The 26507-nt window shown below is 46.2% G+C and carries 18 protein-coding genes, 1 pseudogene and 1 CRISPR repeat array; of the genes and pseudogenes, 11 read left to right on the forward strand and 8 right to left on the reverse strand.

What is annotated here, in order from left to right; genetic code table 11:
- Positions 1-15 precede the first annotated feature (15 nt).
- From NC997_RS03875 to NC997_RS03890, 4 genes are all read right to left on the reverse strand, one after another.
- A complete protein-coding gene (locus NC997_RS03875; RefSeq protein WP_190528994.1) occupies positions 16-2751 on the reverse strand; it encodes a DEAD/DEAH box helicase family protein in 2736 nt (911 codons plus the stop codon).
- A gap of 262 nt (positions 2752-3013) precedes the next feature.
- On the reverse strand, positions 3014-4225 hold the full coding sequence (locus NC997_RS03880; RefSeq protein WP_190528996.1) for an ATP-binding protein: 1212 nt from the start codon (positions 4223-4225) through the stop codon (positions 3014-3016).
- Positions 4222-5961, reverse strand: coding sequence for a WD40 repeat domain-containing protein (locus tag NC997_RS03885; RefSeq protein ID WP_190528997.1), 1740 nt, complete (start codon positions 5959-5961; stop codon positions 4222-4224). The genes NC997_RS03880 and NC997_RS03885 overlap by 4 nt, the downstream gene beginning before the upstream one ends.
- A 1-nt stretch (position 5962) precedes the next feature.
- Positions 5963-7339 (reverse strand): NACHT domain-containing protein, encoded by a 1377-nt coding sequence (locus NC997_RS03890; RefSeq protein WP_190528999.1) that lies wholly within the window; start codon positions 7337-7339, stop codon positions 5963-5965.
- A gap of 421 nt (positions 7340-7760) precedes the next feature.
- Between NC997_RS03890 and NC997_RS03895 the strand changes: the two genes are divergently transcribed.
- The gene (locus tag NC997_RS03895; protein ID WP_190529001.1) at positions 7761-8072 is read left to right on the forward strand and encodes a hypothetical protein; all 312 of its coding nucleotides are present in this window, start codon (positions 7761-7763) and stop codon (positions 8070-8072) included.
- A 257-nt stretch (positions 8073-8329) separates the two neighbouring features.
- On the opposite strand, the gene NC997_RS03900 is transcribed toward NC997_RS03895, so the two are convergent.
- The 4 genes from NC997_RS03900 to cas12k form a co-directional block, all read right to left on the reverse strand.
- Positions 8330-8845: a TniQ family protein gene (locus tag NC997_RS03900; RefSeq protein WP_190529099.1), complete on the reverse strand. Its 516-nt coding sequence runs from the start codon at positions 8843-8845 to the stop codon at positions 8330-8332.
- Positions 8846-8895: 50 nt separating this feature from the next.
- Positions 8896-9750, reverse strand: coding sequence for an ATP-binding protein (locus NC997_RS03905; RefSeq protein ID WP_190529003.1), 855 nt, complete (start codon positions 9748-9750; stop codon positions 8896-8898).
- A 2-nt stretch (positions 9751-9752) separates the two neighbouring features.
- Positions 9753-11636 carry a transposase gene (locus tag NC997_RS03910; protein WP_348257760.1) on the reverse strand — a complete coding sequence of 628 codons (1884 nt, stop codon included), beginning with the start codon at positions 11634-11636 and terminating at the stop codon, positions 9753-9755.
- Positions 11637-12065: 429 nt separating this feature from the next.
- A CRISPR array of direct repeats spans positions 12066-12616; the repeat unit is 37 nt; unit sequence CTTTCAACCCACCCCTAGTTGGGATGGTCGTTGAAAC.
- Positions 12617-13152: 536 nt separating this feature from the next.
- Complete coding sequence (gene cas12k / locus NC997_RS03915) at positions 13153-15003, reverse strand: type V CRISPR-associated protein Cas12k (RefSeq protein ID WP_190529007.1); 1851 nt, start codon at positions 15001-15003, stop codon at positions 13153-13155.
- Between the two features lie 68 nt (positions 15004-15071).
- Between cas12k and NC997_RS03920 the strand changes: the two genes are divergently transcribed.
- The 10 genes and pseudogenes from NC997_RS03920 (at position 15072) to NC997_RS03965 (ending at position 26265) form a co-directional block, all read left to right on the forward strand.
- Positions 15072-15500 (forward strand): MerR family transcriptional regulator, encoded by a 429-nt coding sequence (locus NC997_RS03920; protein WP_190529009.1) that lies wholly within the window; start codon positions 15072-15074, stop codon positions 15498-15500.
- Positions 15501-15568: 68 nt separating this feature from the next.
- The gene (locus tag NC997_RS03925) at positions 15569-17131 is read left to right on the forward strand and encodes a class I SAM-dependent DNA methyltransferase (RefSeq protein ID WP_190415920.1); all 1563 of its coding nucleotides are present in this window, start codon (positions 15569-15571) and stop codon (positions 17129-17131) included.
- Between the two features lies 1 nt (position 17132).
- A complete protein-coding gene (locus NC997_RS03930; protein WP_190415921.1) occupies positions 17133-17711 on the forward strand; it encodes a Uma2 family endonuclease in 579 nt (192 codons plus the stop codon).
- 11 nt (positions 17712-17722) lie between these two features.
- Positions 17723-18301 (forward strand): Uma2 family endonuclease, encoded by a 579-nt coding sequence (locus NC997_RS03935; RefSeq protein WP_190415922.1) that lies wholly within the window; start codon positions 17723-17725, stop codon positions 18299-18301.
- On the forward strand, positions 18302-19375 hold the full coding sequence (locus NC997_RS03940; RefSeq protein ID WP_190529011.1) for a hypothetical protein: 1074 nt from the start codon (positions 18302-18304) through the stop codon (positions 19373-19375).
- Positions 19368-20696, forward strand: a complete 1329-nt coding sequence (locus NC997_RS03945; protein WP_190529013.1) for a restriction endonuclease subunit S — start codon at positions 19368-19370, stop codon at positions 20694-20696. The genes NC997_RS03940 and NC997_RS03945 overlap by 8 nt, the downstream gene beginning before the upstream one ends.
- A pseudogene (locus NC997_RS03950) lies at positions 20689-21139 on the forward strand (macro domain-containing protein); the annotation flags it as partial. The gene NC997_RS03945 and the pseudogene NC997_RS03950, both read left to right, overlap by 8 nt.
- 128 nt (positions 21140-21267) lie before the next feature.
- Positions 21268-22437 carry a hypothetical protein gene (locus NC997_RS03955; RefSeq protein WP_190529015.1) on the forward strand — a complete coding sequence of 390 codons (1170 nt, stop codon included), beginning with the start codon at positions 21268-21270 and terminating at the stop codon, positions 22435-22437.
- Complete coding sequence (locus NC997_RS03960) at positions 22403-25570, forward strand: HsdR family type I site-specific deoxyribonuclease (RefSeq protein ID WP_190529017.1); 3168 nt, start codon at positions 22403-22405, stop codon at positions 25568-25570. Before NC997_RS03955 ends, NC997_RS03960 begins: the two co-directional genes overlap by 35 nt.
- A complete protein-coding gene (locus NC997_RS03965) occupies positions 25567-26265 on the forward strand; it encodes a SprT family zinc-dependent metalloprotease (RefSeq protein ID WP_190529020.1) in 699 nt (232 codons plus the stop codon). Before NC997_RS03960 ends, NC997_RS03965 begins: the two co-directional genes overlap by 4 nt.
- The last annotated feature ends 242 nt before the right edge of the window (positions 26266-26507 follow it).

Raw genomic sequence — 26507 nt, forward strand, 5'->3', positions numbered from 1 at the left:
TAATTCTAATTTTATTTATGCTGCTAACTTCTCGGTAAACTCAATCAACTCATCCACCTCTTCTTCACTAAACCACCGCTCAACAGCATCCTCCCCAAATCTATCCAATGGTTCCTCATATAAATCCGCCACCTCCAACCGCCGATTCTTCAAAAACACATTCTGCACCGCCCTTAAAAACCGAATCTGATTTGCATTAAACTGCCGTTGGGCAATAAACTCCTCAAAATTCCGCCTCACCACCTCCTGATAATCCGGCAGCGCCTCAATCTCCATCAACTCCCGCAAAAACGCCAGCAAACTATTCACCTTCAAATTAAACGCCTTGCGAATATTCGATTCCGATAACTGCACGTTTCCCCCACCCAACTCTTGCCGCAGCGTCCTCTCCAACGCCACCAGTTGCAAGTCTGTCACCGCTTCCCCATTGCGAATTGCTGCGATCGTCGGGTGAGTCTCCACAATCTCCAACACCTTCCCCTCAACCCGCTGGCGGTATTCCTCAATATAAACCTGCTCTCCCCCATCGCCCAAGGTAATATAACCACTAACGGCAATGCGATCTGCCAGGTCAATTTCAATAAACGAACTCGGTCGTTCCCGTCGATTCTTCATCTGATCTGCCAAGGAAGCGATCGCACGATTCAACTCCTCTGGTGTCGCAGTCCTCAGCTTAGATGAAAGGCAAAGATTTATCGAGTCCCGACGCTCCAAGTCTTCATAAACAAAATCCGGCAACCGGCTCACATCCTCTACGATAGATTCCAGCGTTCCCGGTTTTGCTTCACCCGTAACGATTTCAACCTTCAACCGTTCCACCTTATTCGTAAACGTCGCCTCAGCCACATCCACCCCCGCCACAAACCGCAGCAAAGGAGCAACCTGAGTGCGGAGAAAATTAATCTTCCTCTGAGTCAAATACCGCCAAAACCCATCCGTCCAAGCCTCCTCAACCTGAGAATAAACCTGCTGGACGCTAAACGCATCGCGAGGAATTTGCCCAATGTGCTGCCGTAAATCTGCGATCGCCTGTTTGCAGTCTGCCGACTCTTGATTATCTAAGTAAAACTCCAGCAGCTTCAACCGGGTGTTAAAAATTTTCACCGTAACGGGCAGATTTTGAGTAACCGTCTCCTCACTGGGGTCTTTGTCAAAGTCATTCTCCCAGAAGTCGATAATCAGAAACTCATCCTTGCGCCCATTGGGAAGCCGATGCAAATACCGACAAGCTTCATGGCTGCGCGTTCCCCGCCCTATCATCTGCTGCATTTTGATTAGAGAGTGAACGGGCTTCATAAACACCAGATTCACCACCTCCGGCACATCCACGCCCGTATCCAGCAAATCCACAGAAATGGCAATGCGAGGCATCTCTTCCTTCTTAAAGCGGTCAATCAAATCATCCGTGCGTTCCATCTCGGAGGTAATCACCTGCACCATATCGGGATACTGGGGATACATCTCCTCAAACACACTTGCCAACCGCAGGGCGTGCTTTTGACTCACCGCAAATACAATCGTCTTGCCGGGATACTGCCCCGATTCATCTTTGTGGCAAACCTCCATAATTTCTTCCCACTGTTTCCGCAACGTATCTTTGTTGCTGACAGTGCGCTCTAATTCCGTCCCCTCGTAATCAATCTCATCCGGGTCTAACCCTTGCTCAATCAAGGTATTGCGGTCTTCTTCCGAAAGGTTTGCCCCCCGAATCCCCTCCCGTTGAAAATGACTCTGAGCTTGATAAAGGCTGTAATCAACCAGATAGCCCTCATTAACCGCATCTCGATAGGGATAATTAAACGTCGGAAGACCATCAGAACAGCGAAAAACCTGGAACGTATTGCGCTCAATAAAATCGGCTGGCGTTGCCGTCAGTCCAATAATCCGCGCATCAAAATATTCCACCACTTCCCGGAACTGGTTGTAAATCGAACGGTGACTCTCATCAAAAATCACCACATCAAAGAAGCCAGGGCTAAACTTTTTGTGGCATTTAACCAGGGTTTGCAGTGTCCCGACATACAACCGCTTGCTGTAATCAACGTTGTAGGTACGGATGCGATCGCGTGGCTCGTTCGGCAAATAAACCTTAAAATTATCATCTAGCGCTTGCCTCACCAACGTATCTCGATCTGCGACAAACAGCACCGTCCGCGCTTGATTCGCTCTCAGGAACAACTCAATCAACGCCATGATGGTGCGCGTTTTCCCCGTCCCCGTCGCCATGACCAGCAGCGCCCGTCGATGTCCCTCATCAAACCGTTCGCTAACCCGCCCAATTGCCTCTTGTTGATAGGTACGGTTTGCGATCGCTAAATTAACGCTCAACTGTTGCAGGGGAATTTTGTTCTGGCGGATGTAGAGCAAATTCTGTAAGTCTCTTAGGGAGAAAAACCCCGCTACCTGCCGCTTGTTTTCGTTCCCCACATCCCAGAAGAACGTCCTATCCCCATTACTCATAAAAGCAAAGGGACGAAAACTCTGGTGCTTCTCAATCTCTGTTACATAATGCCTAACCTGCTGTTCTGCCACCCGTGGATCGCGGCTTTGTCGTTTCGCCTCTACAACAGCAATTACTTCCCCATTCGGCAAATAGAGGCAGTAGTCCGTGACTCCATTCCAAGGTGCTGCATCATACCCATCTACTGGGATTTCAATCCTCACCAGGTTTGGATCTTTCAGGCTCCATCCTACTGTTGCTAACGCCCCGTCAATTAAATCTTTTCGAGTATTCGCTTCGTTGCGAGACATTCAAGCATCCTTTAGAAGTGAATCAGCAGCAAGGGTGAGCGATCGCGCCTGGAGCAGGCGCTACTCTCTTAGTGTTCCCACTGATTACGTCGCAAATCACTGCTAACCATTCTGGCTTCGGAATTGACCAGAAGCCAGGAATGTGAAATTGATTCTCTTTCAAAGTCTTTGTGGAAAGGTAAAAGGCAATTGTTCCTCTCATGTGTCCAACAATTGGACACATCAATCGTATTACTTCTTGAGTGTAAATTTTGTACAAGGTCTAACTGAGATTGAGTTGCTTGCCCAGCCAGTTACGGAAGCTGGAATGATAGAGACAGTAACAGGTTGCTCCACCGATTTGCTGTTGCTGTAAGAATTCAATCCAATTTTCTAGCACTTCCTCTACTTCGTATTCATCCTCATCAATGATTCGGGCGATCGCTTCTGCGGATATCGGTTGTGCTGCCTGTACTAAGATGTTCAGTACCGCTACATCCACTGATGGTAATGGCTCGATGCTTTCACCCGCTAAGTTAACTTGTCGCTTGGCGATCGCGTTTTGCCAGTGGCTTTGATAGTATTCTGTCAAACCGGGATGAAATGGATCGAATTGGAAGGGTTGAGAGTAAAATCCCGTGGCGATCGCTTTGATAATTTGGCTCAGGTACGCGAAATTATTTTCGCTCTCTGGCGCGAGGCGATCGCAGAATTCTTGTTCGCTTATATTGTGGGTGATTAGCCAAGATTTTAGATCCCTTAAAAAGGAGGGAGAATTGCGCTCGCTTGATTCCTCCATTGCAATTCCCTCCTTCATTCTTGTTCCCTCCTTACCAAGGGGGGTTAAGCATTGTCGGATATACGCCTGCACGTCTTCCCGGTTGCGATCGGGGTATTTTTCGAGGGTGAGAATCTGAGACGGTGTTTCGATTAATAAACCAGATTTTTCCCGGATAAAGGGTCTCCGAGCTAGGAGAAAATAGATTTTCTCAGGGAGATATCGGGGAAGGTAGAACAGATTTGAACCAGGGGGTTGACTGCTAGGGTCGATCGCATCTAAACCATCAATGACTGTAATTAGCTTTTGATTGGGTGGGAGAGAATCGCTAATTTTCTGGAGTAACAGAGATAGAAACCAACTCCCCTCCGTGGCATTATCTGGTAGCGCGGTATCTTCACCAAGCGTTGCCATTAATTGCTGGCAGATGGAAGCGAGGAATCGATCGGCGCGATTTTTACCAGCAATTTGGGCCTTGTAATAAGCAACGCCGGGATTTTCAGTGACGTACTTGGCGAGGATGGCACTTTTGCCGCTACCGGGTGCGCCGACAATCGTGAAGTAACCGCGATCGCACTTGTGTAAAAATTCCTCAATGGCGGTAAAGACAAAATGACGACCAACGAAATTAGCGCTTTTTTCGCTAATTGTTTGCTGGAATTCGGCAGCGTAGGAGGGGGTATAGAGCGGGGTTGGCGATCGAGGTGGGTTGTTCATGGTGATGCTATCCCTTCCAACCGGAGGAAATGCACTCGTCCTGAATGTTCACCCGCCACAATTGTCAATCCATCTGGTGCAACACCACAACAGAGTAATGGATTCTCCCCAGTGAAAGTAGCAATTACCTCTCCGGTTTCCAGATTCCAGACTTTGAGAGTATTGTCCCTTGAACCAGAAATCGCCTGCTTGCCATCTGGGGTGACGGCTACCGCAGTTACCGAGTGGCGATGACCGCTCAGGGTGAAGCGTAACTCTCCGGTTTCCAAATTCCAAACTTTGAGAGTATGGCCCCCTGAACCAGAAATCGCCTGCTTGCCATCTGGGGTGACGGCTACCGCATTTACTGAGTGGCGATGACCGCTCAGAGTGAAGCATAACTCTCCGGTTTCCAAATTCCAGACTTTGAGAGTATTGTCCCTTGAACCAGAAATCGCCTGCTTGCCATCTGGGGTGACGGTCACCGCAGTTACCGAGTAGTGATGACCGCTCAGGGTGAAGCGTAACTCTCCAGTTTCCAGATTCCAGACTTTGAGAGTATTGTCCCCCGAACCAGAAATCGCCTGCTTGCCATCTGAGGTGACGGCTACCGCAGTTACCGGGTGCCAATGACCGGTCAGGGTGAAGCGTAACTCTCCAGTTTCCAGATTCCAAACTTTAAGAGTAGTGTCCCTTGAACCAGAAATCGCCTGCTTGCCATCTGGGGTGACGGCTACCGCATTTACCGAGTAGTGATGACCGCTCAGGGTGAAGCGTAACTCTCCAGTTTCCAGATTCCAAACTTTGAGAGTAGTGTCCCTTGAACCAGAAATCGCCTGCTTGCCATCTGAGGTGACGGCTACCGCAGTTACCGGGTGCCAATGACCGGTCAGGGTGAAGCGGAACTCTCCGGTTTCCAGATTCCAGACTTTAAGAGTAGTGTCCCTTGAACCAGAAATCGCCTGCTTGCCATCTGGGGTGACGGTCACCGCATTTACCGAGTGGCGATGACCGGTCAGGGTGAAGCGTAACTCTCCAGTTTCCAGATTCCAGACTTTAAGAGTAGTGTCCCTTGAACCAGAAATCGCCTGCTTGCCATCTGGGGTGACGGCTACCGCATTTATCCAGTCGCGATGACCGCTCAGGGTGCGTAGTAACACCTCGTTAGGATTCGTTAAGCTACCTATCAAGGGACGCAACCAAGGTTTAGATTTGCACTGCTTCGCCTGTTCTACTAACTTCTGAATGAGAGGAGACTGCCTAATATCCTCAATGAGAGGAAGCTGGCTAATATTTTGTAGTTTAGGTTTCTGAGAGTATTTCGATAAAAAATGTCCAATCAAGGGAATGTATTGCCAAAAATATTTATATTCGTGTCGATCTTCCTGAAATGCCACAGCAGGGGATGGTAACAGCCGTCCCAACAATTGCCCCGCTAGTTGCGACTTATCCTCAGCCAAAATATGTCCCGATAGCCGCAGCACCCCTTGAATCCATTTCAGCGCCTTAGTCTTCTCCGGATCGTACTCTGGGTTAGTTGATGCTTCTGGAGTAGAAATCAAATAATAATCCTCAATCAGCGTCTGCACCCCAAACTCAGGATGATTAATCTTTTCTGCCAAGAAATCAAAATCAGCTAGGATTTGGTAATACTTATCTAACTTCCCTGACTTCACCAGATTTTGCGGTAAGCCACCCAGATAAGCACGTTGAAAGGCGGGACTTTTTGCCGCTAATTTGTCAGCAAATTCTCCCATCTCACGCCATCTCCTTTTCTAAGTAATCAACAATGCGTTGATTAACCTGGTGAAATAGCTTCCGCCTTGACTTCAGTTCCCGTTTGCTTTTTAGAAAGTCAAGAAAACTGGCATGATAGATGGTATAGCAGAGTTCTCCCTCAATTCCCTGCATCCTCAAATACTCAACCCACTCATCCAAGACTGATTGCACCTCATATTCATCTTGATCGGCAATTGCAGCAATCATCTCACAAGGAATCGGCGTACCAATCTCCACCAAAATAAACAAAGCGATCGCCTTAATTTCATTCGGTGCCGCATCCATATTCATCCGCACCCAATGAGTTTGATAATAATCCTGAAGACCGTCCGGTAATTGCTTTAAACTCAGATCGTCATAGAAACCGCGCATAATTCCTGGTAAGACATAGCGCAGATACATGAAATTGTTTTCGCTTTTTGCCGCTACCTGTTCGACAAACTCTTCCGGATAAATGTTACGGTCTTGAATCCACTTTTTCAGCCCATCTTTATAGTCTGGATCGCAATTGAGAGACAAGCGAATATACTCTTTAATATCATTATGGCTGCAATCAACATATTCCCTCGCCCTTAAATCCAACTCCTGCACCGGAATACCAGGCGATAGAGTTAATCTTTTTTTCTCTTGGTTATAAGGTCGTCTAGTCAGCAGGAAATAAACCCGCTCTGGCAGCTCCTTCGGTAAATATAAAAGATTCTCTGCGCCCCATTCTTGCTCCACTTCATCCAGCGCATCAACCACAATTACAAGGCGTTCCCCAGAGGGAAGTTTTGGCACGACTTTGGAGACTAAAGTTGGCAGATCCGCATCTCTTGCATCCTGCAACTGGTAACGATTAATCAGTTGTTGGCGAATACTTTTGAGAAACAGTTCCGGTCGATTGCGGCGCTCTGCGAGAATGTTGAAATAGCAGGGAGAATGGTAGTCATAAACGTACTTGGCAGCGATCGCACTTTTCCCCATCCCCGCATCCCCCACCACCGTAAAGTAACCTTTAGGATTTTGTTGAAGGAAGTTTTTAAAGGCCTCAAAAACGAATTTCCGCCCGCAAAATGTCTTAATCTTTTCTGCGATTAGCGGCTCAAACTCTGATGGTAGCTGCTGCTGACGATACCACTCTTTCGGATCGACAATATCCGTTGGTTCAATCTCCAAAACCTTCACAATATTACTCACCGCCAACCTTTCCACCCCATTTGGACATTCTTTTGTACCAAGCAAGCGCTTCACCGTATCAAGCGAAACCTTGGCTTCTTTCGCTAGTTCCTCTTGAGTCAGCTTTGCTTCTTTACACGCCTGTCTAAGTGTTAATTTGCCTTCTGGACTAGATTGAACTTTATCAGATGGAAGCATAGGAGATTTTTAGTTGCGATCGCGGATATTCATTAGATTAGGTTTTTGCACTCTTATTGCCTGTTGGCTACACCCGCGAGAGAATCGATTCCCTGGCTTATAGAGCAAATCCTTTCCCATAAGAATCAACACTTATTGGAAAAGGGCTTTAGTCAGTTTAATCGGCTTGCTTAATTAGCCTAAAAATTAATTCAAGGACAGACAGTGCGGCTTATCAGAAAGAGTGCAATATGTCAGGTATAACTGATTTTTAATTTTACTGTCTAGGGCAGATAGGTTTTCACGCCTTGCCCTATTTGCCCCAAAATTTAGGGCAAATAATCAATACAAACTAAATCTATCTGCCCTGGAAGTCACTTTTTATTCCCAGTAGGATATCTGTATCGAGTTCCAACAATCAAATCTTCGAGGGGATTAACAAATGAATTTCAACTTATTCAGAAAATTTCTACTCAATTATCAGCCAAGTTTTAAAGACGATTATAGCGATATCAAAGAAGAGATTATACGAGAATTGTTGCGAGAAGTTCGTCAAAGTTATAACCTTGCTCTTGCCGTAACTGCTGCATCTGCCCTAATCACTTTATTAGGTGTTGGATTGCTTTACTTAGACAAAGTACCAGAAGCCTCCATTACCACGGGCGCAGGAGTTCTCGCAAGTCTTCGCAGCGTTCAATTTGCAAAAGATGCAAAAGAGGAACTTCGTCAAATGCTCACTAAGCTCCCACAATAAAACTTACTCTGCGGCTTAGGCAATAGCATAGCTGCATCACAGGTGTGGTTGTAGTGCGTGGTGCAGGTGCATAGTTAAGAATTCCATCACGCTCTAGCCCTCCCCTGCCTTTGGAGAAACTTCGCTCTTGCTACCAAAAGCTTCCAACTGAAAGCGCTTATTCTAGCAGGGAGTCAAACCGTAAACAGCTTCCTGATTTGCAATTAGAGTGTAGTCAAACTGAACTACGTTAACAACACGTCACTCGCGATCGCTTATCAAAGTCGCTTCTGTCTTTTTGCCATCGTCGCAAACGGCAACAAACAATGCGGACATTCACCGTGTACCCACAACGCAGGAACCGGGAACGGTGTTTCACAGTTAGTGCATTTCGCTAACAAACGCAACTGATGGCGATCGCATCCCCATCGCTCCTTAAACTGCCACTCAAGCCGATGATAGGGGTTCTCCCCATAACAAGCTGCACACAACAGAATGGGTCTTGGCTTCATCGTTACGCCTTTGGGCGGCAGCATTGCGGCGAGTCTGGTTGCATCCACTCGAATTACCTTTCCCAATGCTTCCAATTCTTTATGGGAGGGAAACGGGTTGAAATATAGTTTTTCCCATCTTCCCAAAGTTCCACCAAGCTCGGTTAGTTTTCCCAATGAATAGGCGGAAGGAAGACTATTAGCCTTGAACCGCCGCAAGCGTCCTAAATAATGACTAATGCTCTCGCCTTCATAAGGCTCAACATAGCCTAATCTTGGTAAGTTATCATCCCTTTCCTGCATTTGAGTCGTGTCAAATAAAGTTTCAGGACTGCTAGATAGCAACAGAGTAATCACTCGCTGTCATTTCTTGGTTGAAGGGGAACATATTTCATACCATAGCGATTGGCAATTTTCCCCAAAATTCCTTCATCAACCTTGAGAAAACCCTTTTTGAGCGAGTGTAAAACTGCCTTGGTCAAAATTTTGACTAACACTCCTATACGAGCTTCTGTACTGAGCGATAGGATTTCAAACATCGTTCCTTCCGTTAAACGAGATGCTTCCGGTAGGGCAAGGATATCAAACTCAATAGTTTGTAAGGTTTTTCTAAAGTCTTCGTAGTCGAGTCGTTCAAAGGCGAACAGCGTTGGAAAACAACTCAGTAAGTCGAAGCTATGCAATTTGCTGTCTAGTTCTTGTCCTCCAACTAAAATAATAGGAACCCTAGACTCATCAAAAAGTTGCTTGAGATCGAGCAGGGCTTCCCGTTGAAGATTTTCGGCATTGTCAACGATAACAAGTTCAATGCCAAATAGTTCAAGGCTACCTGCCAATCTAGGACGCAAATCTTCCCGCTTACCGTTTGCGGCTGCATGATTAATGTCTTTGAGGATTTGCGTAAATAATCGTTTGGAACTGGATTCTGACCACGCTTTGACATAAGAAACTCGTTTGCGATCTTCTTGTCGATAGTGGATTGATGCACGGCTTTTGCCAACATCTCTCGGCCCAATAACACGCCCACATTGTTTAAGGAACCGCAGTTCATCCAACCATCTCACGTAGTCTGAAGCACGATCGGTCGGGATAAAAGCCGTTCTGAATAGCTCCTCTATTTGAGCAACCTTGGCAAGTTGAGCGGTCAAATCTAACTGAGGAGCCAGAACTTCAACAGGTGTCTGAGTTACAAGTTGCGATCGCGCCATAGTCACCAGATCCTTTTCGATTTGCTTTGACGATTAGAAATTACCAGCCGATGCCTATCCTGCTGTTGAGCATCAGATGTAGAAGGCAAGGTTTCTTCAGGTTGTGGTTCTGGTTGTTGAGGCTTTATTTGTTCCCTGGAAATCCGCTCAGGTAAAATTTCAAGCGGCTCATCTTTCTTTGAAGAGGTTGAAGCTCTACGCTGACGTAACTTGACGACATTTGAGTCTTTCTTTGAGGATCGTCGTAACTGTTTCTGTTCAGCTCGCTGTTTGTCCTTCTTATCCTGTTTACGCTCCTCAACAAGTTTCTTTCGTTTGCCTAGCGCTAGCAGAGCATCATAATTTGAATGTTCCTTACGAGCTTTACTTCGCTCTTTATTGAGCCTTTTTAACTCATCCAAACTCAAATCCTGAGTATCCAGGTTTATGGCATGAGCATATCCCAGAAAATCTCCCAGCTTCTCATCCGTTTCGTTGCTGTAGACACACAACGTCAGAATATTGTCAGGATCGTATCGCAATGTGACGTATTTGCCGCTAAGTTGCCTTAGTGATTCTCCTCGATAGGTCAGATTCTCAAATTGGACAGAGCCATGAGCTTGAACAACTCGCTGAGCCTCTTGCATTAGACAAATATCTAGTTCTCGCTCGTCTGGTGGTTCAGGCAATTTTCCACCCATTCCCTTAAACCATCTCTCAAACCTTGTATCGCGAGGGTCTTTAGGATATGGCTGGTAGTTATAGTCATCGCAGAAGAACTGAGCTAGGATTTTATCCAAATCGTGAATGGTCAAGCAGGCTTCCTTTTCTGCCTGCTCTGGGCGCTCCTGAACATTTGAACCTGTATAACCGGGAAGTCCCTTAAGAACCTGAGTATTGATGGTTTTGAAAACTCGTTCTACAATTCCGCCTTGAGGTGGGCGATCGCGCAGTTCGCACTGGAAACCTAGCTTCTTTCCAATAGCTTTTAGGTGCTTTGAGCGAAAATCCTTCCCTCCGTCAGTGAAAAAATATTGGAGTGAAGAGCCACATATTTGCCAAGGTTTTTCCAGCTCGTATGCCGAGGGATAGTGCTTGGGTAAGATGGCATGTCTTAAAGCCAGAGCTACTTCATCAGAACCCGGTTGTTTTCTCCATAAGTGATAACCAATAACACAGCTTGAGAACGTATCTATGACAGTGGTTATCCAGGGTCGATCAGGTAATAACACGCCATCACTACCGACAATCCGAATATCCAACTTTGTATGATCGCATTGGACAATTTGGTTGCTAAACTCAGCCTTTAAGAGGTGCCCAGTTCTTGTCTCAACTGCCAACCAAGAGCCGGAACCCGGATTGCGAACGCGCTTTTTCCGGTTTTGATGCTCGATTAATGGTTGCAAAACTCGATAGATAGTGGCTGGATGGGGATAGTCACACTCTTCAAGCCCAAGCTCGACGATTGCGTGTCGCTTCACTTCACGAACGACTTCTGCTGGAGATAGTGGGTGTTTATCTTTAAGACTCTTTTCATAAGTTGACTTCACAAATTCTTCCCAATAGTCACTGATGCGATGCTTCCCCTTATCTGAGCGCTGCACTCCTGTTGTCTCTGGTAGCTCATCTCTGATGTATTGCTTGAGGAGGCGCTCTACCTGCCGAGTAGAAATATTTAGGGTATTTGCGATCGCCTGCTTCCTTTGAGACTTAAGCGTGCGATTCGGGGACTGGGCAAGCCATTGAATGAGATTAAATTTAAGTTTGTGTTTATCAGCAGTTTCTCGAAGAATTTGTGAGGGATCGACTTCAAAATTACTCTCACCGAGGTAAAGAGTGTCTAAATCTTGTGCCAATTCTTCTATCAGTTCAGATGGGTCGTCTAGCATGAGGGGAAGATCATCCATTCTGAGGAATAGTAAAAATGTACCATCCCTTCTGAAGAATAGCTAGACAATGCGACACTCAATTTGCGATGTCGCTAAATTTAAAAAACGACAATTAATTTGCGAGACAAGATTTCCGACATGGAGTGTGCGAAATCGACAAAGTTGCTGCTTTTGGAATTAAAAAGCCTAAAAAGTTTTCGGGGAAAGGCTTTCACTGGTTTGTAGCAGCTATGCCGTTATTCAAAAATTGCGACATTTAATTTGCGAACGTACAATTGACTAATTATTTGTCATCGTTGCCAAATTAGTGTCGTCTTGTCAAATTATTTGACGTTTTGACAAAATAATTGTTGTCCAATGTTTGTGACATACAACATTCTGTACTTTGTTTGTACGATCGCAGCGCTCCTTTCAACCCACCTTAATAAATTCCTTTCTGTACATCTACTTTCAACCCACCCCTAGTTGGGATGGTCGTTGAAACGAAAACGTTGTCGCTGCTGCCCACGAAGTACCCGCTCTTTCAACCCACCCCTAGTTGGGATGGTCGTTGAAACCGCTCATCTTCGCAAGCAGTACCCTGGCGAATACAGACTTTCAACCCACCCCTAGTTGGGATGGTCGTTGAAACTCACCAACACGTAAGCTAGATCGCTCCCGTCCGCAAGTGTCTTTCAACCCACCCCTAGTTGGGATGGTCGTTGAAACTTTGGCTTCAGGGGGTGCGCTCGGTTCTTTCTTAACTTTCAACCCACCCCTAGTTGGGATGGTCGTTGAAACCTCCAGTCATTGAGGCAGCGCAAGCCCATAATTTCTTTCAACCCACCCCTAGTTGGGATGGTCGTTGAAACAAATACATTGACGGCTATTTTGATGGGGCAATAGAACTTTCAACCCACCCCTAGTTGGGATGGTCGTTGAAACTTCTGCCAGCAGACGAACCCACCAAGCCCCCATTGACCTTTCAACCCACCCCTAGTTGGGATGGTCGTTGAAACAGCGATCGCTACAACAGTTACCTGGAGGAGCTTTTAGAGGCGACTTTCGTAACCCTCTAAAATTTTCGCTTTATCTGTCCTGTATCTACAGGAGCAACCATCCCACAGAAATACTGGAATCAATATTCCATAAGGGATTCACAGTTTTCGTAAACCTCCCAGGAATTTTGCCCCCGCTTAGGTTCACGAAAAATAAAAAATTAGGGTGGATTCCCCCTTGCTCGGAGGTGATTCAGTAGCTATCACTGTAGTAAACCCACATCCTTGTTGCTGGGGGCGCACCTACCCCATAAGATTGAAGTATCAATGAACCTCAACTTACAGGTTAATCATTTCTACAGCCGGAACTATAGATATCAGCATCGGGGTGGACAGCTACCAGGGTCAGAAAGCACAACTGTCTTCCAACAGTCAAACTAACCCATACTTTTCACAGTTCAGAGGTTCCAAGGAACATCAGAGGTTCCAAGGAACATGACCTGTGGCGCTATTGATTATTTTATTCTATTGTCAAGGTACTGAGTCTAAATTAGGTTTCAAGATTTACGACGATTGCGATAAGCAGAAATTGCTACTTCTTTAGCTTTTTCTTGGGGACTTGCTCGGATGGGTTGTTGTCCTTCCTCAACAACCATACCTAATTTGCTGGCTTGGGCTTTGATATCGTTTATTAATCTTCCATAGCTCCACTGATGAACTTGAATTCGATAGCGCTTGAGGTATTTTTTTCTGTTTTCAATAAGCTCCGGAAATTTCTGCTCTGCTTGCGCTTGAATCTTACTCTCAAAAGACTCACGTATATCGCCTAGCTTTGGTAACACAATACTACCTGCATCAGAGGTTTGAGCAAACGTGACAATAGCTTTGGCTATTAAACGATCTATGTGTTCGCCTAATTGAGAATCTCCGAATTGATTGGAGCTTCCATCTCTTTGAGCTTTGTGGCGTTGATGAGATTCCTTTTGTTTACGCTTGTGTCGTTTGTTTAACAGCTCGTAATTATCTCCGAGTAATTGTTTGAAACTACGATAAGTAATTACTTTGTCTTTTTTTCCATCAAAAACTGCTATTGTTGTAGGTTTATGTCGTTCTAATGCCACACCTATAAGAATATGAGGTTGACCTTGATAGGGGGGTTGGCTGGGACGGGGAAAGGGGTTGTTAAGTCGAGCTAGGGTTGATTGTTCGTGGCGGATAAAAGCTTGCTGGTTGTCATTGAGTTCGCCTTTTTCCTCCATTTTGGTAAGGGTTTTGGCAATACCTTCCGCTTTTTCTTTGCAAACTTGCTCTGTGCCTTCAGCCGTCCAGAAACGGGTGTCTACGGTGCAGTAGAGGATGAGTTGATGAATTTTCCAAGGATCGTCTTTATTTGTATTTGTGCCTCCTTGCCAAGCAATCCTTCCTGAGCGCAGAGTAAAAAGACTACTAGAGTATTCATTCTTACTGCCTTTTCTGATTTTTTGATCTTCGTAAAAGCGTTCAAACCATTTAAGCTGGCGTTGGTCACAGTAGATTTGAAACGTATGTTTGCCTAAGCCATTAAATTTAACACTAAGGCGACCTTTATCGTTTTTTCTCCAAGTCAAATCTTCGCTAGTTTCATAACCGACTGGAAAGGGTATTAGCTTTGGTTCAGTTAGCAGTTTATTTTGCCAGGATTTAGCTTCTGACTCATCTGTGGGAGCAGTGGTAGATGCGATCGCTAATGTCTCTAGCCAGCTTTCCCCTGTTAAATCTCGACCTTTGGGTAGGCGACTTTCTAATTGCCGTTTTATTCGTTCAATCTGAATTTCAGTTTTGCGACGGCGTTTAGCAAATTCTTCTAAGTTTTCTTCAGATTTTTCAGGAACTTCATTACTATTTTTGAATAAGTAGCAGACGACGCAGCGAGTAAGGAGGTCGTCTGCGTCGTTGTATACTTTCCAAAGTTTGGTATAAATACTACCCTCTTCAGAGGATAGGGAGTTGAGGAGTTCGGCAGCATTGGTGAGAATTACCTCAACAGAAGTGTTACTTTCTGCGGTTAATTCTTCATCGCTTTTGAGCATTCCTAACCAACTAATTTTCCTACTCAGTTTTTGTGCTAGGCGTTGCTGAAGTTTAAACCAGGATTTATAGATGTATTCAACGACGGCAATTGCACTTGTATAGAACCGTGCAGGTTGATTAGTGAATCGAGGGTCAGCTTTGAGGGGTTGGCACAATTGTTTGACTATTCCAGCCGGAAGACTGCCCTTTTTTCGCCAAGTTTCAAACTTAGGATGTTGAGCCATTTGCGCCAGTAATTCGTTAATTAAGGGCGTGTTCAGGTCTGCCATCAATTTCCAGAGATGATGGCGAGTTGATTCGCTTGCAACCAAACGGCACTGAACGGTTATATGGCTCATACTCTTTGAACATTAGTGTTCAATAGGCACACAAATGTATTATAACTGACCTCGGTAAAATCAGAGGTATGTCAGAAAGATTTTTTAGCAGTAAGGAAGCGGCTGAGATTACAGGCTGTAGTTTGCGCCAGTTGCAGTATTGGAGGGAAAGGGGAGTTGTTGTACCTCCGATTAGTGCCACTGGAACAGGACGGAGTATTTACTACTCTCGTTCTGAGTTGGCTGAGTTGGCAGTGATGGAATACTGGTTATCGGTAGGATTAAGTTTTGAGGTGGCAGCTAGGGCATTGCAGGCTTTGAAACATAAAGCACCGGATTTTTCCGCTCCAGGGGTGCCGAAGCGGTTTATGTTGGTCTGGAATAGAAAGGAGAAGGATTTTCGGTTGGAGGAGTTTGAAAGGGAAGAGGCGATTTCATCTATAGATAATGGTCAACCTGTAATTCCGGTATGGTTGGACGAGATTCATCAGCAATTGGCGGTTAGGTTGAAGAGTTGAGCGCGATCGCGTTTATTGCGATAAAGCATCGCGTCACATAACATTTTGAGGAAAAGCAAATATTATCTATGGGCAAACTGACATTGCCACAACTTGAGCGTCACCTTTTTGCCGCTGCGGATATCCTGCGGGGGAAGATGGATGCTTCGGATTTCAAGGAGTACATCTTTGGGATGCTGTTCCTCAAACGCGCTTCGGATGTGTTCGAGCAGCGCTACGAGCAGATTGTGCAGGATAATCTGAAACGGGGACGCACACCGGAAGAGGCGAAGCAGAGGGCAGAAAACCCCATCAGTTACCGAGAGGCGTTTTTTGTACCAGAGAAGGCGCGGTGGGGGTATATTCGCGATGAGCTGCATCAAAATGTCGCGGATGGGCTGAATAAGGCTTTGGGCGCACTTGGAGATAGTAACCAAGCTCTGGCGGGTGTATTGACTCACATTGATTTCAATCGTCAGGCGGGGAGAAGTCGCATTCCTGATGTGAAGCTGCGGGAACTGATTAAGCACTTCAGCAGGTATCGGCTGCAAAATGAGGATTTTGTCTTTCCTGACTTGTTGGGGGCAGCTTATGAGTACTTGATTGCGGAATTTGCCGATTCTGCGGGGAAGAAGGGAGGCGAGTTTTATACGCCGCGTGAGGTGGTGCAGTTGATGGTGCGGCTGTTGAAACCCCAGGAGGGGATGTCGGTTTATGACCCTTGCTGTGGTTCTGGGGGAATGCTGATTCAGTCGAAGCAGTATGTGGAAGAGTGCGGCAGGAATGCCAGAAATCTGGCGCTGTACGGTCAGGATAATAATGGCGGGGTGTGGGCAATTTGCAAGATTAATATGCTCTTGCATGGGATTCGGGATGCGGATATTCACAATGACGATACGCTGTTCAATCCCTTGCATACTGAAGGCGGGGAATTGATGCGCTTTGACCGGGTAATTAGTAATCCGCCTTTTTCCCAAAACTATACCCTTGAAGGTATGCAGTTTACTGGGCGGTTTACGCATGGGTGGTGTCCAGAAACGGGGAAGAAGGCAGATTTGATGTTTGCCCAGCATATGCTGTCTGTTCTCAAGAGAGATGGGATGATGGCGACGGTAATGCCGCATGGGGTGCTGTTTCGTGGCGGTGAGGAAAAGAAGATTCGGGAGAGTTTTATTGAAAATGACCATCTGGAAGCGGTGATTGGGTTGCCGCCGAATTTGTTTTATGGGACGGGGATTCCTGCCTGTATTTTGGTGATGCGATCTGCTGCAAGCAGCGGCGCTTCGCTATCGCACGGGGCGAAACCTGTGGAACGTCAGGGTAAGGTGTTGTTTATTAATGCCGATGCTGAGTATTATGCGGGTCGCGCTCAGAATTATCTGCGACCGGAGCATATTGAAAAGATAGCTTTTGTGTTTGAACGGTTTGAGTCTTTCGCTGGTTATTCGGCAGTGGTGAGTAAGGAGAAATTGGCAGAGAATGATTACAACTGCAATATCCGCCGCTATGCCGATAATGCGCCGCCACCGGAACCCCAGGATGTGAGGGCGCATTTGTTGGGAGGGATTCCTAAAGCTGAGGTGGAGGCAAAAAGTCCTTTGTTAGAGGCGCATGGGTTTGACCCGACTAGGATTTTAGTGGAGCGCAATTAAGATGAACAGTTTAACCCTCAACATACCTTCTGTTCTCAAACTTACCGATGAGCAGTTTGAACAATTGGCTGCTGCGAATCGCGATTTGCGCTTGGAATTGACGGCTAAAGGGGAGTTAATTATTATGCCGCCTACAGGAGGAGAAACAGGCGATCGCAATTTTGAGTTAGACGGACAGCTTTGGTATTGGAACCGTCAAACTCGTTTGGGGAAAGCCTTTGATTCTTCTACGGGCTTTCGATTGCCCAAGGGGGGGACTCGTTCTCCAGATGTAGCGTGGGTATCAATGGATCGATGGGAAGCGTTAACGCCTGCCCAACGCAAGAAATTCCTGCCTTTGTGTCCCGATTTTGCCGTAGAACTGGTTTCGGAAACCGATGATGTGGAAGAAACGCGGTCAAAAATGCAGGAGTACGTTAATAATGGGCTGCGGTTGGGGTGGCTGATTAATCCCAGAACTCGGCAGGTAGAAATTTATCGCCCGAATCAAGCGGTTGAAGTTTTACAGTCTCCTACGACGTTATCAGGTGAGGATGTTTTACCTGGATTTGTATTAGATTTGCAACCTATTTTTGGATAGGCGGAATTCATATGAGTGCTTTAACTCTACAATTACCCCCAGTCCTCAAACTGACTGATGAGCAGTTTGAACAATTAGCTGCGGCTAACCAAGACTTGCAGCTAGAACTCACGACTAAGGGAGAATTAATTATTATGCCGCCCACGGGGGGAGAAACGGGAAACCGGAATTTTGAGGTTTACATTGACTTGGGTATTTGGAATCGTCAAACCCGTCTGGGAAAAGCCTTTGATTCTTCTACAGGGTTTCGGTTGCCTAAGGGTGGTACTCGTTCTCCTGATGCGTCTTGGGTGAGGATGGAACGATGGAATGCTCTTAGTGAGGAGCAACGCAAGAAATTCCTACCTTTGTGTCCCGATTTTGCTGTAGAACTGGTTTCGGAAACGGATGATGTGGAAGAAACCCGGTTAAAAATGCAGGAGTATGTCGATAATGGGCTACGGTTGGGTTGGTTGATTAATCCCAGAACTCGGCAAGTAGAAATTTATCGCCCTAATCGAGAAGTTGAGGTTTTACAATCTCCTTCGACTTTATCAGGTGAAGAGGTTTTACCTGGATTTGTATTAGATTTACAGCCTATTTTTGAATAGATGGATTATTTGGATTTTATCTCTGCAATTAGCGAGAGAGGGCAGATAAAAACCTTTGTCGAATCTGACACCGGAGTTCAAGCGACTGAAGCGAAGCTCTACGGCGTCTTTTCGGCTTGGTGGCAGTTGCACGCGCCAGGGTTGGGGGAGTTGCCGAAGACGAAGAAGGTGATGGAACTGAGGGCGGAGTTTTTGAGTTCGTTTGTCGATAGCCTCCAACCTGTGGGTTTACTTGACCGCTTTAAGGTTGCGGGTGTGGTGGCGAGTTGGTGGGATGAGGTGAAGTATGAACTCAGAACGCTATCGGAATCGGATTTTGGCGGGTTGGTGGATAGTTGGGTGGATACGATTCGGGATGCTCTAGAGCAGGATGATGAGACGCAGAAGAATCAGACGAAATTCGACCCGCTCAATCATAAGCTGGTGGTGCGGTTGTTGCCGGACTATCTGGAGGAAATTGCTGAGGCTGAGGCGAGAATTGCTGAGTTAGAGCAGCAAAAGGAAGCGTTTGAACGGGGGGAAGAGGCGGAGGCGGAAGAAGGAGAAGCAACAGAGGAGGAGTCGGAGGCGGTTAATTTTGCTAAGGAGTTGGAGACAAGGCTCAAGACTCTGAAAGCTTCGATTAAGGAGCCGAAGAAGGAAATTAAGGATTTAAGGAAGAATTCGCCGTTGTTGAATGCGGCTAAAATCGCAGAACTTGAGGCGATGGTTGAGCCGATGGAAGCGGAAATTGCCGAGATTGAGAAACAACTGGAACCCTATAAGGAAATTAAAAAGCAACTGGCTCAAGCGAAGGGGATACTGAGGACGCTCAAGAATGAATTGGTGAAGCGTTTGGAGGCTAAACGTGCGGCGTTGACGGATGAGGAGTGTCAGGGGTTGGTGTTGGCGATTTTCAAGGATGGCTTAACGGCTGAACTGGAGCGATATGTCTCGGCTCACCGTCAGCAGGTTATTGTGGCGGTTGAGAATTGGTGGGATAAGTATCGGGTGACGTTGCAGGATATTGAAGCTCAACGGGATGCGGCGCGTCAGCAGTTAAGTGAATTTCTGAGTGGGTTGGGTTATGCGTGAAACTCTGGTTAAGACTGAGGAGTTTAAGGATTCGCCTGTTGGGAGAATTCCGAAGGATTGGGAGGTTTCTTCGCTAGCATCTCTCACTCAATACATAACTTACGGATTTACCAACCCAATGCCGACCACCAAAGATGGTCCGTGGATGATAACAGCTTTCGACATAGCTGATGGAAAGATTTGCTATGGACAAGCTCGACACACATCAGAAAAAGCCTATAAAAATGACCTGACTCAGAAAAGTAAGCCAAATTTAGGCGACATTTTAATAACAAAGGATGGAACGCTAGGCAGAATTGCTGTTGTTGATCGGACTAGCATATGCATAAATCAATCTGTTGCCTGCTTGCGTCCACTCCTGGACACAGATGTTAGATTCCTCGTTCATTACCTACGCTCTGATATAGGACAAGAGCGTATGCTGGCTGATGCCGGAGGGTCAACGATTAAGCATATCTACATCACGAAACTGGCACAGATGGAAGTGCCTGTTCCGCCGAGGGAAGAAAGAACTAGAATTTCTGACATCCTCGATACGATAGATGAAGCGATCGCACGTACCTCCTCCCTCATCGCCAAGCTCAAGCAGATGAAGGCTGGACTGCTGCACGACTTGCTCACACGGGGGTTAGATGAGAATGGGGAATTGAGGGATGCGATCGCGCACCCCAAACAGTTCAAAGACTCCCCACTGGGGCGAATTCCAAAAAATTGGGAAGTTTGCCAACTTCGTGATTTTTACACCGTTCCTGCACGAAATGGGCTTTACAAACCTGCTAAGTTTTACGGTCGCGGCGTTTTAATGATTCATATGCCTCAGATGTTCAGAGGCTTCACAATTGATGTATCTGATGCTGCTCGCGTAGATGTTAATCCTAGTGAATTAGAGCGTTTTAGTTTAGCAGTAGAGGATTTAGTTTTTGCTCGTCGGTCTTTAAATTTAGAGGGAGCCGGACGCTGTTCATTAGTACCTGCGCTTTCTGAACCAACTACCTTTGAATCATCAATCATTCGTGTCAGGCTATTGACAGATAAATTACGCCCTATTTTTGCAAATTACTTTCTCAACAGTGAAACAGGTTTTAGACTTCGATTGCCTTTAATTAGGCAAGTTGCTGTATCGGGAGTTTCTAGTGAAGATATCGCTAGTATTCCTGTACCCTGTCCTCCGCCTGAAGAACAAGATGCAATTATAAAAATCATTGATACCCACGACACCCGCATCCGCACAGAAGAAGCCTATCACGATAAGCTCAAACTCCAGAAACAAGGACTGATGCACGACTTATTAACCGGAAAAGTACGTGTCAAAAATGCTTGAATTTAAGCAAGGCAACTTATTGGAAGAAGATGCTGAAGCCCTAGTAAATGCCGTCAATTGCATCGGTGTTATGGGTAAGGGTATTGCCTTGCAGTTTAAACAGGCATTTCCTGAAAACTTCCAGCAATATAAAAAGGCTTGCGATACCAAGGAAGTGCAGCCTGGGCGAATGTTTACCGTTCCTACTGGGAAGTTATTCAATCCCAAATACATTATCAACTTTCCCACCAAACGCCACTGGAGAGACAAGTCAAAAGTCGAAGATGTTCAAACTGGACTGAAGGCACTTGTGGCAGAAGTTCAGCAATTAGATATTACTTCTATTGCTATCCCTGCTTTAGGGTGCGGTAACGGTGGGTTAGATTGGTTAGAAGTTAAGCCCCTGATTGGAATCAGCGTTTGTTGAACACCCAGAGGTAAAGGTAGTTGTTTTCGAGCCTTCTCTCTGGCATCTACACAGAAAAAGCTTACCTCAACAGGCTCAAGCTCCAGAAAAAAGAACAAAGGACTAATGCTGCATGATTTATTGACTAAAACAGGACGAGTTAACTCTGTAAATAATTAAATTGATATGACTTTAATAGCTACTTTAACGATAAGCAATCTTCCTGTCCTTATTGGAGATGCATTGTTATCAGGTGAGGAATCAGGGCAAAATATAACTATTCCAACAATTGGTAATATTTCTGATGTTTTTCCTGAAGGGTCTGGTTATACTATCACAGGATTAAGACAAAAAATTAACATAATAGATGACAATTTAGCCATCGGATGGGCTGGCAGCTATATAGCAGCAAAGACAATTATATCAGAATTAAAAAGGCAATCAAATAGCCAAAAATTTACAAGGGAATCCATTCATCAATTTTTTAGGGAAATCTATAGAAGCCCTAGTGAATGGGGAGCAAACCAAGGAGTTGCTTTTCTAGGATACATCGCCGACTCGGAGGGCATAGAACATTTTGAATATTCTTTTAATGATTGTCTTATTTATCAAACAAATTCTTCTAGATACGGAGATGTAAAAATCTGCGGTAGTGGGACTTCCGATATGGAAGAATTGCTGAAAAAGATTTCTAGACCATCTTTGGGGTCTGGGAAAATACAAACCGACTTTGATGATGTTGTTATTGAATGCCTTACTATCTGTGGATGGCTTTTTAGTTGTGAAATGTCAATATCTGAAAATTTGTTTTACTTTTACGGTGGAGCTTACGAGATTGCTACTCTTGTAGAAGGAAGATTTCAAAAAATTAACGATATTACATATTTAGCTTGGATAATTGAGGATATTGATAATGCTCCTAAACTAAATTTAGTTAATCAAGGATTTAAACTTGCCTATATAGATGATTTATTGTGCATTCATACTATTAATTTTGATTGTGTGACAGATGAAAACAATATTTATGATTTATTTCTAGCAACCAATATAAAAAGATATTTTATATTACCTATTTATAAAGACATAAGCGAAAGCCAGCTAAATAAAATCCTAGTGCAAAGAAGTCTTCCTCAATTGACTTCTGAATTTAACTGTAACTACTTATTTCCGGAAATCATATCTTCAGGAAAACCATTTTTCGCGTGTAAACCTTTGCGTTCTAATAAATTAAGTCTGAATCCTATCGAATTTATTGATAGAGATGACCAATTGTTCTTAGCCATAGAGCATTCTTACCTTGAGTATTTAAGAAACACCTTCAATGACTCAACAAACTCCAGAATATATCTACGCTGAAAAGCCAACCATCGACCAACTTACTAGCATGGGTTGGCAGTACATCGAAGGCAGTTGGGACAACCCCCAAGTTACCGATCGCGAGAATTTCAAGCAAGTCCTAATTAGCGATCGCCTAAAAGCCGCCATCAAGCGCATCAACCTCGACGACAACGGCAATCCTTGGCTCGATGATACCCAAGTAAACGCTGCCGTGAGTCAGCTAGAACGTCTGGGCACACAAAGGCTGATGGAAGCCAATCAAGCCGCTACAGAATTACTCCTCAAAGGCACCACCGTTCTGGGGCAAGACGGCAAACAGCACACCGTCCACTTCATCGACTTCGAGCATCCTGAAAATAACGACTTCCTAGCCATCAATCAATACCGAGTAGACCCCCCTTGGGCAACAGGCAACCGAGGGTTTATCGTCCCGGACATCGTGCTACTCGTCAACGGCATCCCCCTCGTCGTCATCGAGTGCAAAAGCCCTAAACTCGATAACCCCATCACCGAAGCCATACGCGATTTGTTGCAATATTCCAATCAACGGGGAAGCAGCCAACCGGAAGGTGCAGAAAAGCTATTTCACTACAACCAGTTAATGATAGCTGCCTCTAGAGGAAGGGCGGCAGCAGGAACCATCGGAGCGAACTACGAGCATTATGTCGAGTGGAAAGACACCACTTCCCGCCCCAAAGCCGAAATTACCGCAGAACTCGGCGTTACCGAACTCAACTCCCGCCAAATGCTCATCGCCGGGATGCTGCACCCTGCCAACCTCCTCGACATCCTGCGAAACTTCACCCTGTTCAAAACTAGGGGCGGACGCACGATTAAACTCGTCCCCCGTTACCAACAATATCGGGCAGTCCACGAAGCCATCGGGCGACTCCTGCACAACCCAACCCGCACCCAACACGGCAGCGACGACCAACGCGGTGGTATCATCTGGCATACCCAAGGCTCCGGCAAAAGCCTGACAATGGTGTACTTGATACGGAAAATCCGCACCATCCCTGCCTTGCGCCGCTTCAAGATAATTGTCGTTACTGACCGCACCGACTTAGAAAAGCAACTCTCCGATACAGCCGTCCTGACAGGCGAACCCTTACAGAGAGCAAAAAAGGTCAAAAAGCTAGAAGACTACCTCAAACAACCCGGTGCTGGCTTAGTCTTCGGGATGATTCAAAAATTCAAAGGCGGCGAAGATTCCGAGGAAGAAGAACAAATTGAGCCAATCAAGAAAAACCTCAATCCTTCCGAAGATATCCTAGTCCTAATTGACGAAGCTCACCGTTCCCACGCCAGCACCCTCCACGCCAACCTCCTAGAAGCCTTACCCAACTGCGTCCGCATCGGCTTCACTGGCACCCCCATCGAAACCAGCGCCAGAACAAACACCCGGCGCATCTTTGGTTCCTTCATCGACCAGTACAACATCCGCCAATCCCAAGCAGACGGCGTTACCTTGCCCATCCTTTACGAAGGCTTAGAAGCCAGAGGTGCCGTCACCTCTGGCGATGACCTCGACCAACTGTTTGAAATCATCTTTCAGGATAAAACCCCAGAAGAACGGGCGGAAATTAAAGCCAAATACGCCACCAAAACCCAAGTCTCGGAAGCACGGGAACTCATTAAAGCCAAAGCCCGGAATATGCTGCGCCACTATATCGAGCGTATCCTACCCGGAGGCTTCAAGGCTCAAGTCGTCGCCTCAACCCGTCTCGCCGCCGTGCGCTACCAAGAGGCATTTGTCGAAGCGCAACAAGCACTGGTGCAACAACTCCAATCTCGCACCGCCATCTTAGCCAGTCTAAACCCCGAAACCTTAGAATCCCTGGATGCAGAAACTCGCTTTCTCGCCTTAGCCTTCCCCCACCTAGACACCATCCGCCGCTTGGAATTTGCCACCGTCATCTCCTCCGACAAAGACGACGACCCAAGCTGGAAAAAGTGGACGGATAAGAGTCAACAAGAAACCCATATCGAGCGATTCAAAAAGCCATTAGACCAAGCTAGTTTAGCGATTTTAACGGTTAAAAGTATGCTCCTGACTGGCTTTGATGCCCCACTGGAGCAAGTTTTATATTTAGACCGGGGCATGAAAGAATATGAATTGCTGCAAGCCATTGCCCGTGTCAACCGCGTCTATGACGATACCAAAAAATACGGGCTAGTCGTCGATTACTACGGCGTTGATATCGCGGCTGCCCTCTCGGTTTACGACAATGTGGATGTCGAAAATGCTTGGTTTGATATTCGCCAAGAATTGCCCAAACTGCGCGACAAACACCAGCGAGTCATTGCCTTATTCACCCAAAACGGCTGCACAATTGATGACGTAGAAAGCTGTGTAGACTTACTCCGAGACGAACGCCTGCGAGTCGAATTCAACGACACCTTCAAAGACTTCCTCGACACCCTCGACACTATCCTCCCCCGCCCAGAAGCCTTGCCCTATGTCAAAGATGCCAAGAAACTCGGTTTAATTAAAAAATCCGTTGCTGACCTTTACCGGGATGAAAAACTCAACCTTGTCAGTGCCAAAGAGAAAGTCCGGGCATTAATTGACCAATACATTGAATCCCAAGGAATTGACCCGAAAGTGCCGCCAATTGATATCCTGTCCTTGGACTTCAAAACCCACGTCCAGCGCCATCGCTCAATTAAAGCACAAGCGGCAGAAATGGAATTCGCTGCCCGTCACCACATCAGCATCCACTATGATGAAGACCCCGTTTATTACAAAAACCTGAGCGAAAGACTGACAGAAATCCTGGAATCTCTTGCCGACAATTGGGACGAAAAAGTTGAGGCGTTACGCCAGTATATCGAACAAATCCAAGCAGGTCGCCCCACCAATGAAACGGGACTCGACCCGAAAACTCAGCTTCCTTTCCTCAACATCTTGGGCGAACATTCACAGATAGAACTGCCCAAACTCGCCCAAGCCACTGTAGAAATTGTCGATCGCATCCGCCAAGAAGTGCGGCGGGTGAATTGGGCAAGTCCCATTGTCCAAGAAGACTTGAGACGCTGGATAGCCGATTACTTGGATACTAACGATTTAGTGGACTACGACCAACTCGAAGAAGTGGCGGATAAACTGGTGCAACTAGCACGTAAGAATCGTGATAGTTTGATGGCATGACCACCATCACCTTTGGCGACCTCAGTTTTGAACTGCGCCACAGTGCCAAACGTCGCACCATCGGCATCACCGTCGAACGGGACGGTCAATTAATCCTGGCATCTCCTCCAGAAGTGCCGATGGAAACGCTGGAGAAGGTAGTTCGTGACAAACGCCTCTGGATTTACAGCAAACTCCTCAAAAAAGAATCCCTCAATCCCCCCACTACTGTCAAAGAATACGTTTCAGGAGAAGGGTTTTATTACCTGGGACGCAGCTATCGCCTCAAGCTGGTAGATGGTGTGAACCGACAGCCACCGCTGAGATTGTACCAAAGCCGCTTTGAATTGCAGCGCGACGCACAGGCACGGGGGAGAGAAGAGTTTATTCGATGGTATTGCGATCGCCTTCGCCCGATTTTAGATACACAGATTGCTGCTTCTGTCAAGCGTGTTGGGGCTTCTCCCCGCTCGGTGCAGGTACGCGAGTTAGGCTACCGTTGGGGTTCCTGCGGACACAAGGGAGACTTGTATTTTCATTGGCGAGTGGCGATGCTGCCGCGAACGATGATTGAGTATATGGTGGTTCACGAGTTGGTGCATCTGATTGAACCGCATCATACCAATGCGTTTTGGGATAGGGTGGAGCGGGTTGTGAGTGATTGGTGCGATCGTAAGCAGTGGTTAGCCCAGAATGGGGCAAGTTATGACCTTTAGGGATGGGTGAAAAGCCCTGAGTCGGTTTGTAGACACACTGATTGGTTCTGGCTGCTCTAAGGATCTGACTTTCTTCCGACTTTTCTCTGACTTTTTCCGACTGCCAAGGCGTATGCCGACAGTTAGATTGGTTTCATGCAACGAGATGAGGGTTTCAGATGCAAGGGTCTTTTGCCCGTTGCTCAACAATTGAAAAATTTACAAACCCTTACAAAAGTAACTCACTTTTTCTCACCGACAGT

The organism is Trichocoleus sp. DQ-A2 (genome assembly GCF_039961915.1).
Taxonomy (GTDB): domain Bacteria; phylum Cyanobacteriota; class Cyanobacteriia; order Cyanobacteriales; family FACHB-T130; genus FACHB-T130.

Coding starts and splice junctions, on each gene's coding strand:
- NC997_RS03935 (WP_190415922.1), top strand. CDS start 17,723: ATGAGTGCTTTAACTCTACAATTACCCCCAGTCCTCAAACTGACTGAT.
- NC997_RS03960 (WP_190529017.1), top strand. CDS start 22,403: ATGACTCAACAAACTCCAGAATATATCTACGCTGAAAAGCCAACCATC.
- NC997_RS03955 (WP_190529015.1), top strand. CDS start 21,268: ATGACTTTAATAGCTACTTTAACGATAAGCAATCTTCCTGTCCTTATT.
- NC997_RS03940 (WP_190529011.1), top strand. CDS start 18,302: ATGGATTATTTGGATTTTATCTCTGCAATTAGCGAGAGAGGGCAGATA.
- NC997_RS03900 (WP_190529099.1), bottom strand. CDS start 8,845: ATGCAGGAAAGGGATGATAACTTACCAAGATTAGGCTATGTTGAGCCT.
- NC997_RS03895 (WP_190529001.1), top strand. CDS start 7,761: ATGAATTTCAACTTATTCAGAAAATTTCTACTCAATTATCAGCCAAGT.
- NC997_RS03965 (WP_190529020.1), top strand. CDS start 25,567: ATGACCACCATCACCTTTGGCGACCTCAGTTTTGAACTGCGCCACAGT.
- NC997_RS03920 (WP_190529009.1), top strand. CDS start 15,072: ATGTCAGAAAGATTTTTTAGCAGTAAGGAAGCGGCTGAGATTACAGGC.
- NC997_RS03925 (WP_190415920.1), top strand. CDS start 15,569: ATGGGCAAACTGACATTGCCACAACTTGAGCGTCACCTTTTTGCCGCT.
- NC997_RS03930 (WP_190415921.1), top strand. CDS start 17,133: ATGAACAGTTTAACCCTCAACATACCTTCTGTTCTCAAACTTACCGAT.
- NC997_RS03885 (WP_190528997.1), bottom strand. CDS start 5,961: ATGGGAGAATTTGCTGACAAATTAGCGGCAAAAAGTCCCGCCTTTCAA.
- NC997_RS03875 (WP_190528994.1), bottom strand. CDS start 2,751: ATGTCTCGCAACGAAGCGAATACTCGAAAAGATTTAATTGACGGGGCG.
- NC997_RS03910 (WP_348257760.1), bottom strand. CDS start 11,636: ATGGATGATCTTCCCCTCATGCTAGACGACCCATCTGAACTGATAGAA.
- NC997_RS03905 (WP_190529003.1), bottom strand. CDS start 9,750: ATGGCGCGATCGCAACTTGTAACTCAGACACCTGTTGAAGTTCTGGCT.
- cas12k (WP_190529007.1), bottom strand. CDS start 15,003: ATGAGCCATATAACCGTTCAGTGCCGTTTGGTTGCAAGCGAATCAACT.
- NC997_RS03880 (WP_190528996.1), bottom strand. CDS start 4,225: ATGAACAACCCACCTCGATCGCCAACCCCGCTCTATACCCCCTCCTAC.
- NC997_RS03945 (WP_190529013.1), top strand. CDS start 19,368: ATGCGTGAAACTCTGGTTAAGACTGAGGAGTTTAAGGATTCGCCTGTT.
- NC997_RS03890 (WP_190528999.1), bottom strand. CDS start 7,339: ATGCTTCCATCTGATAAAGTTCAATCTAGTCCAGAAGGCAAATTAACA.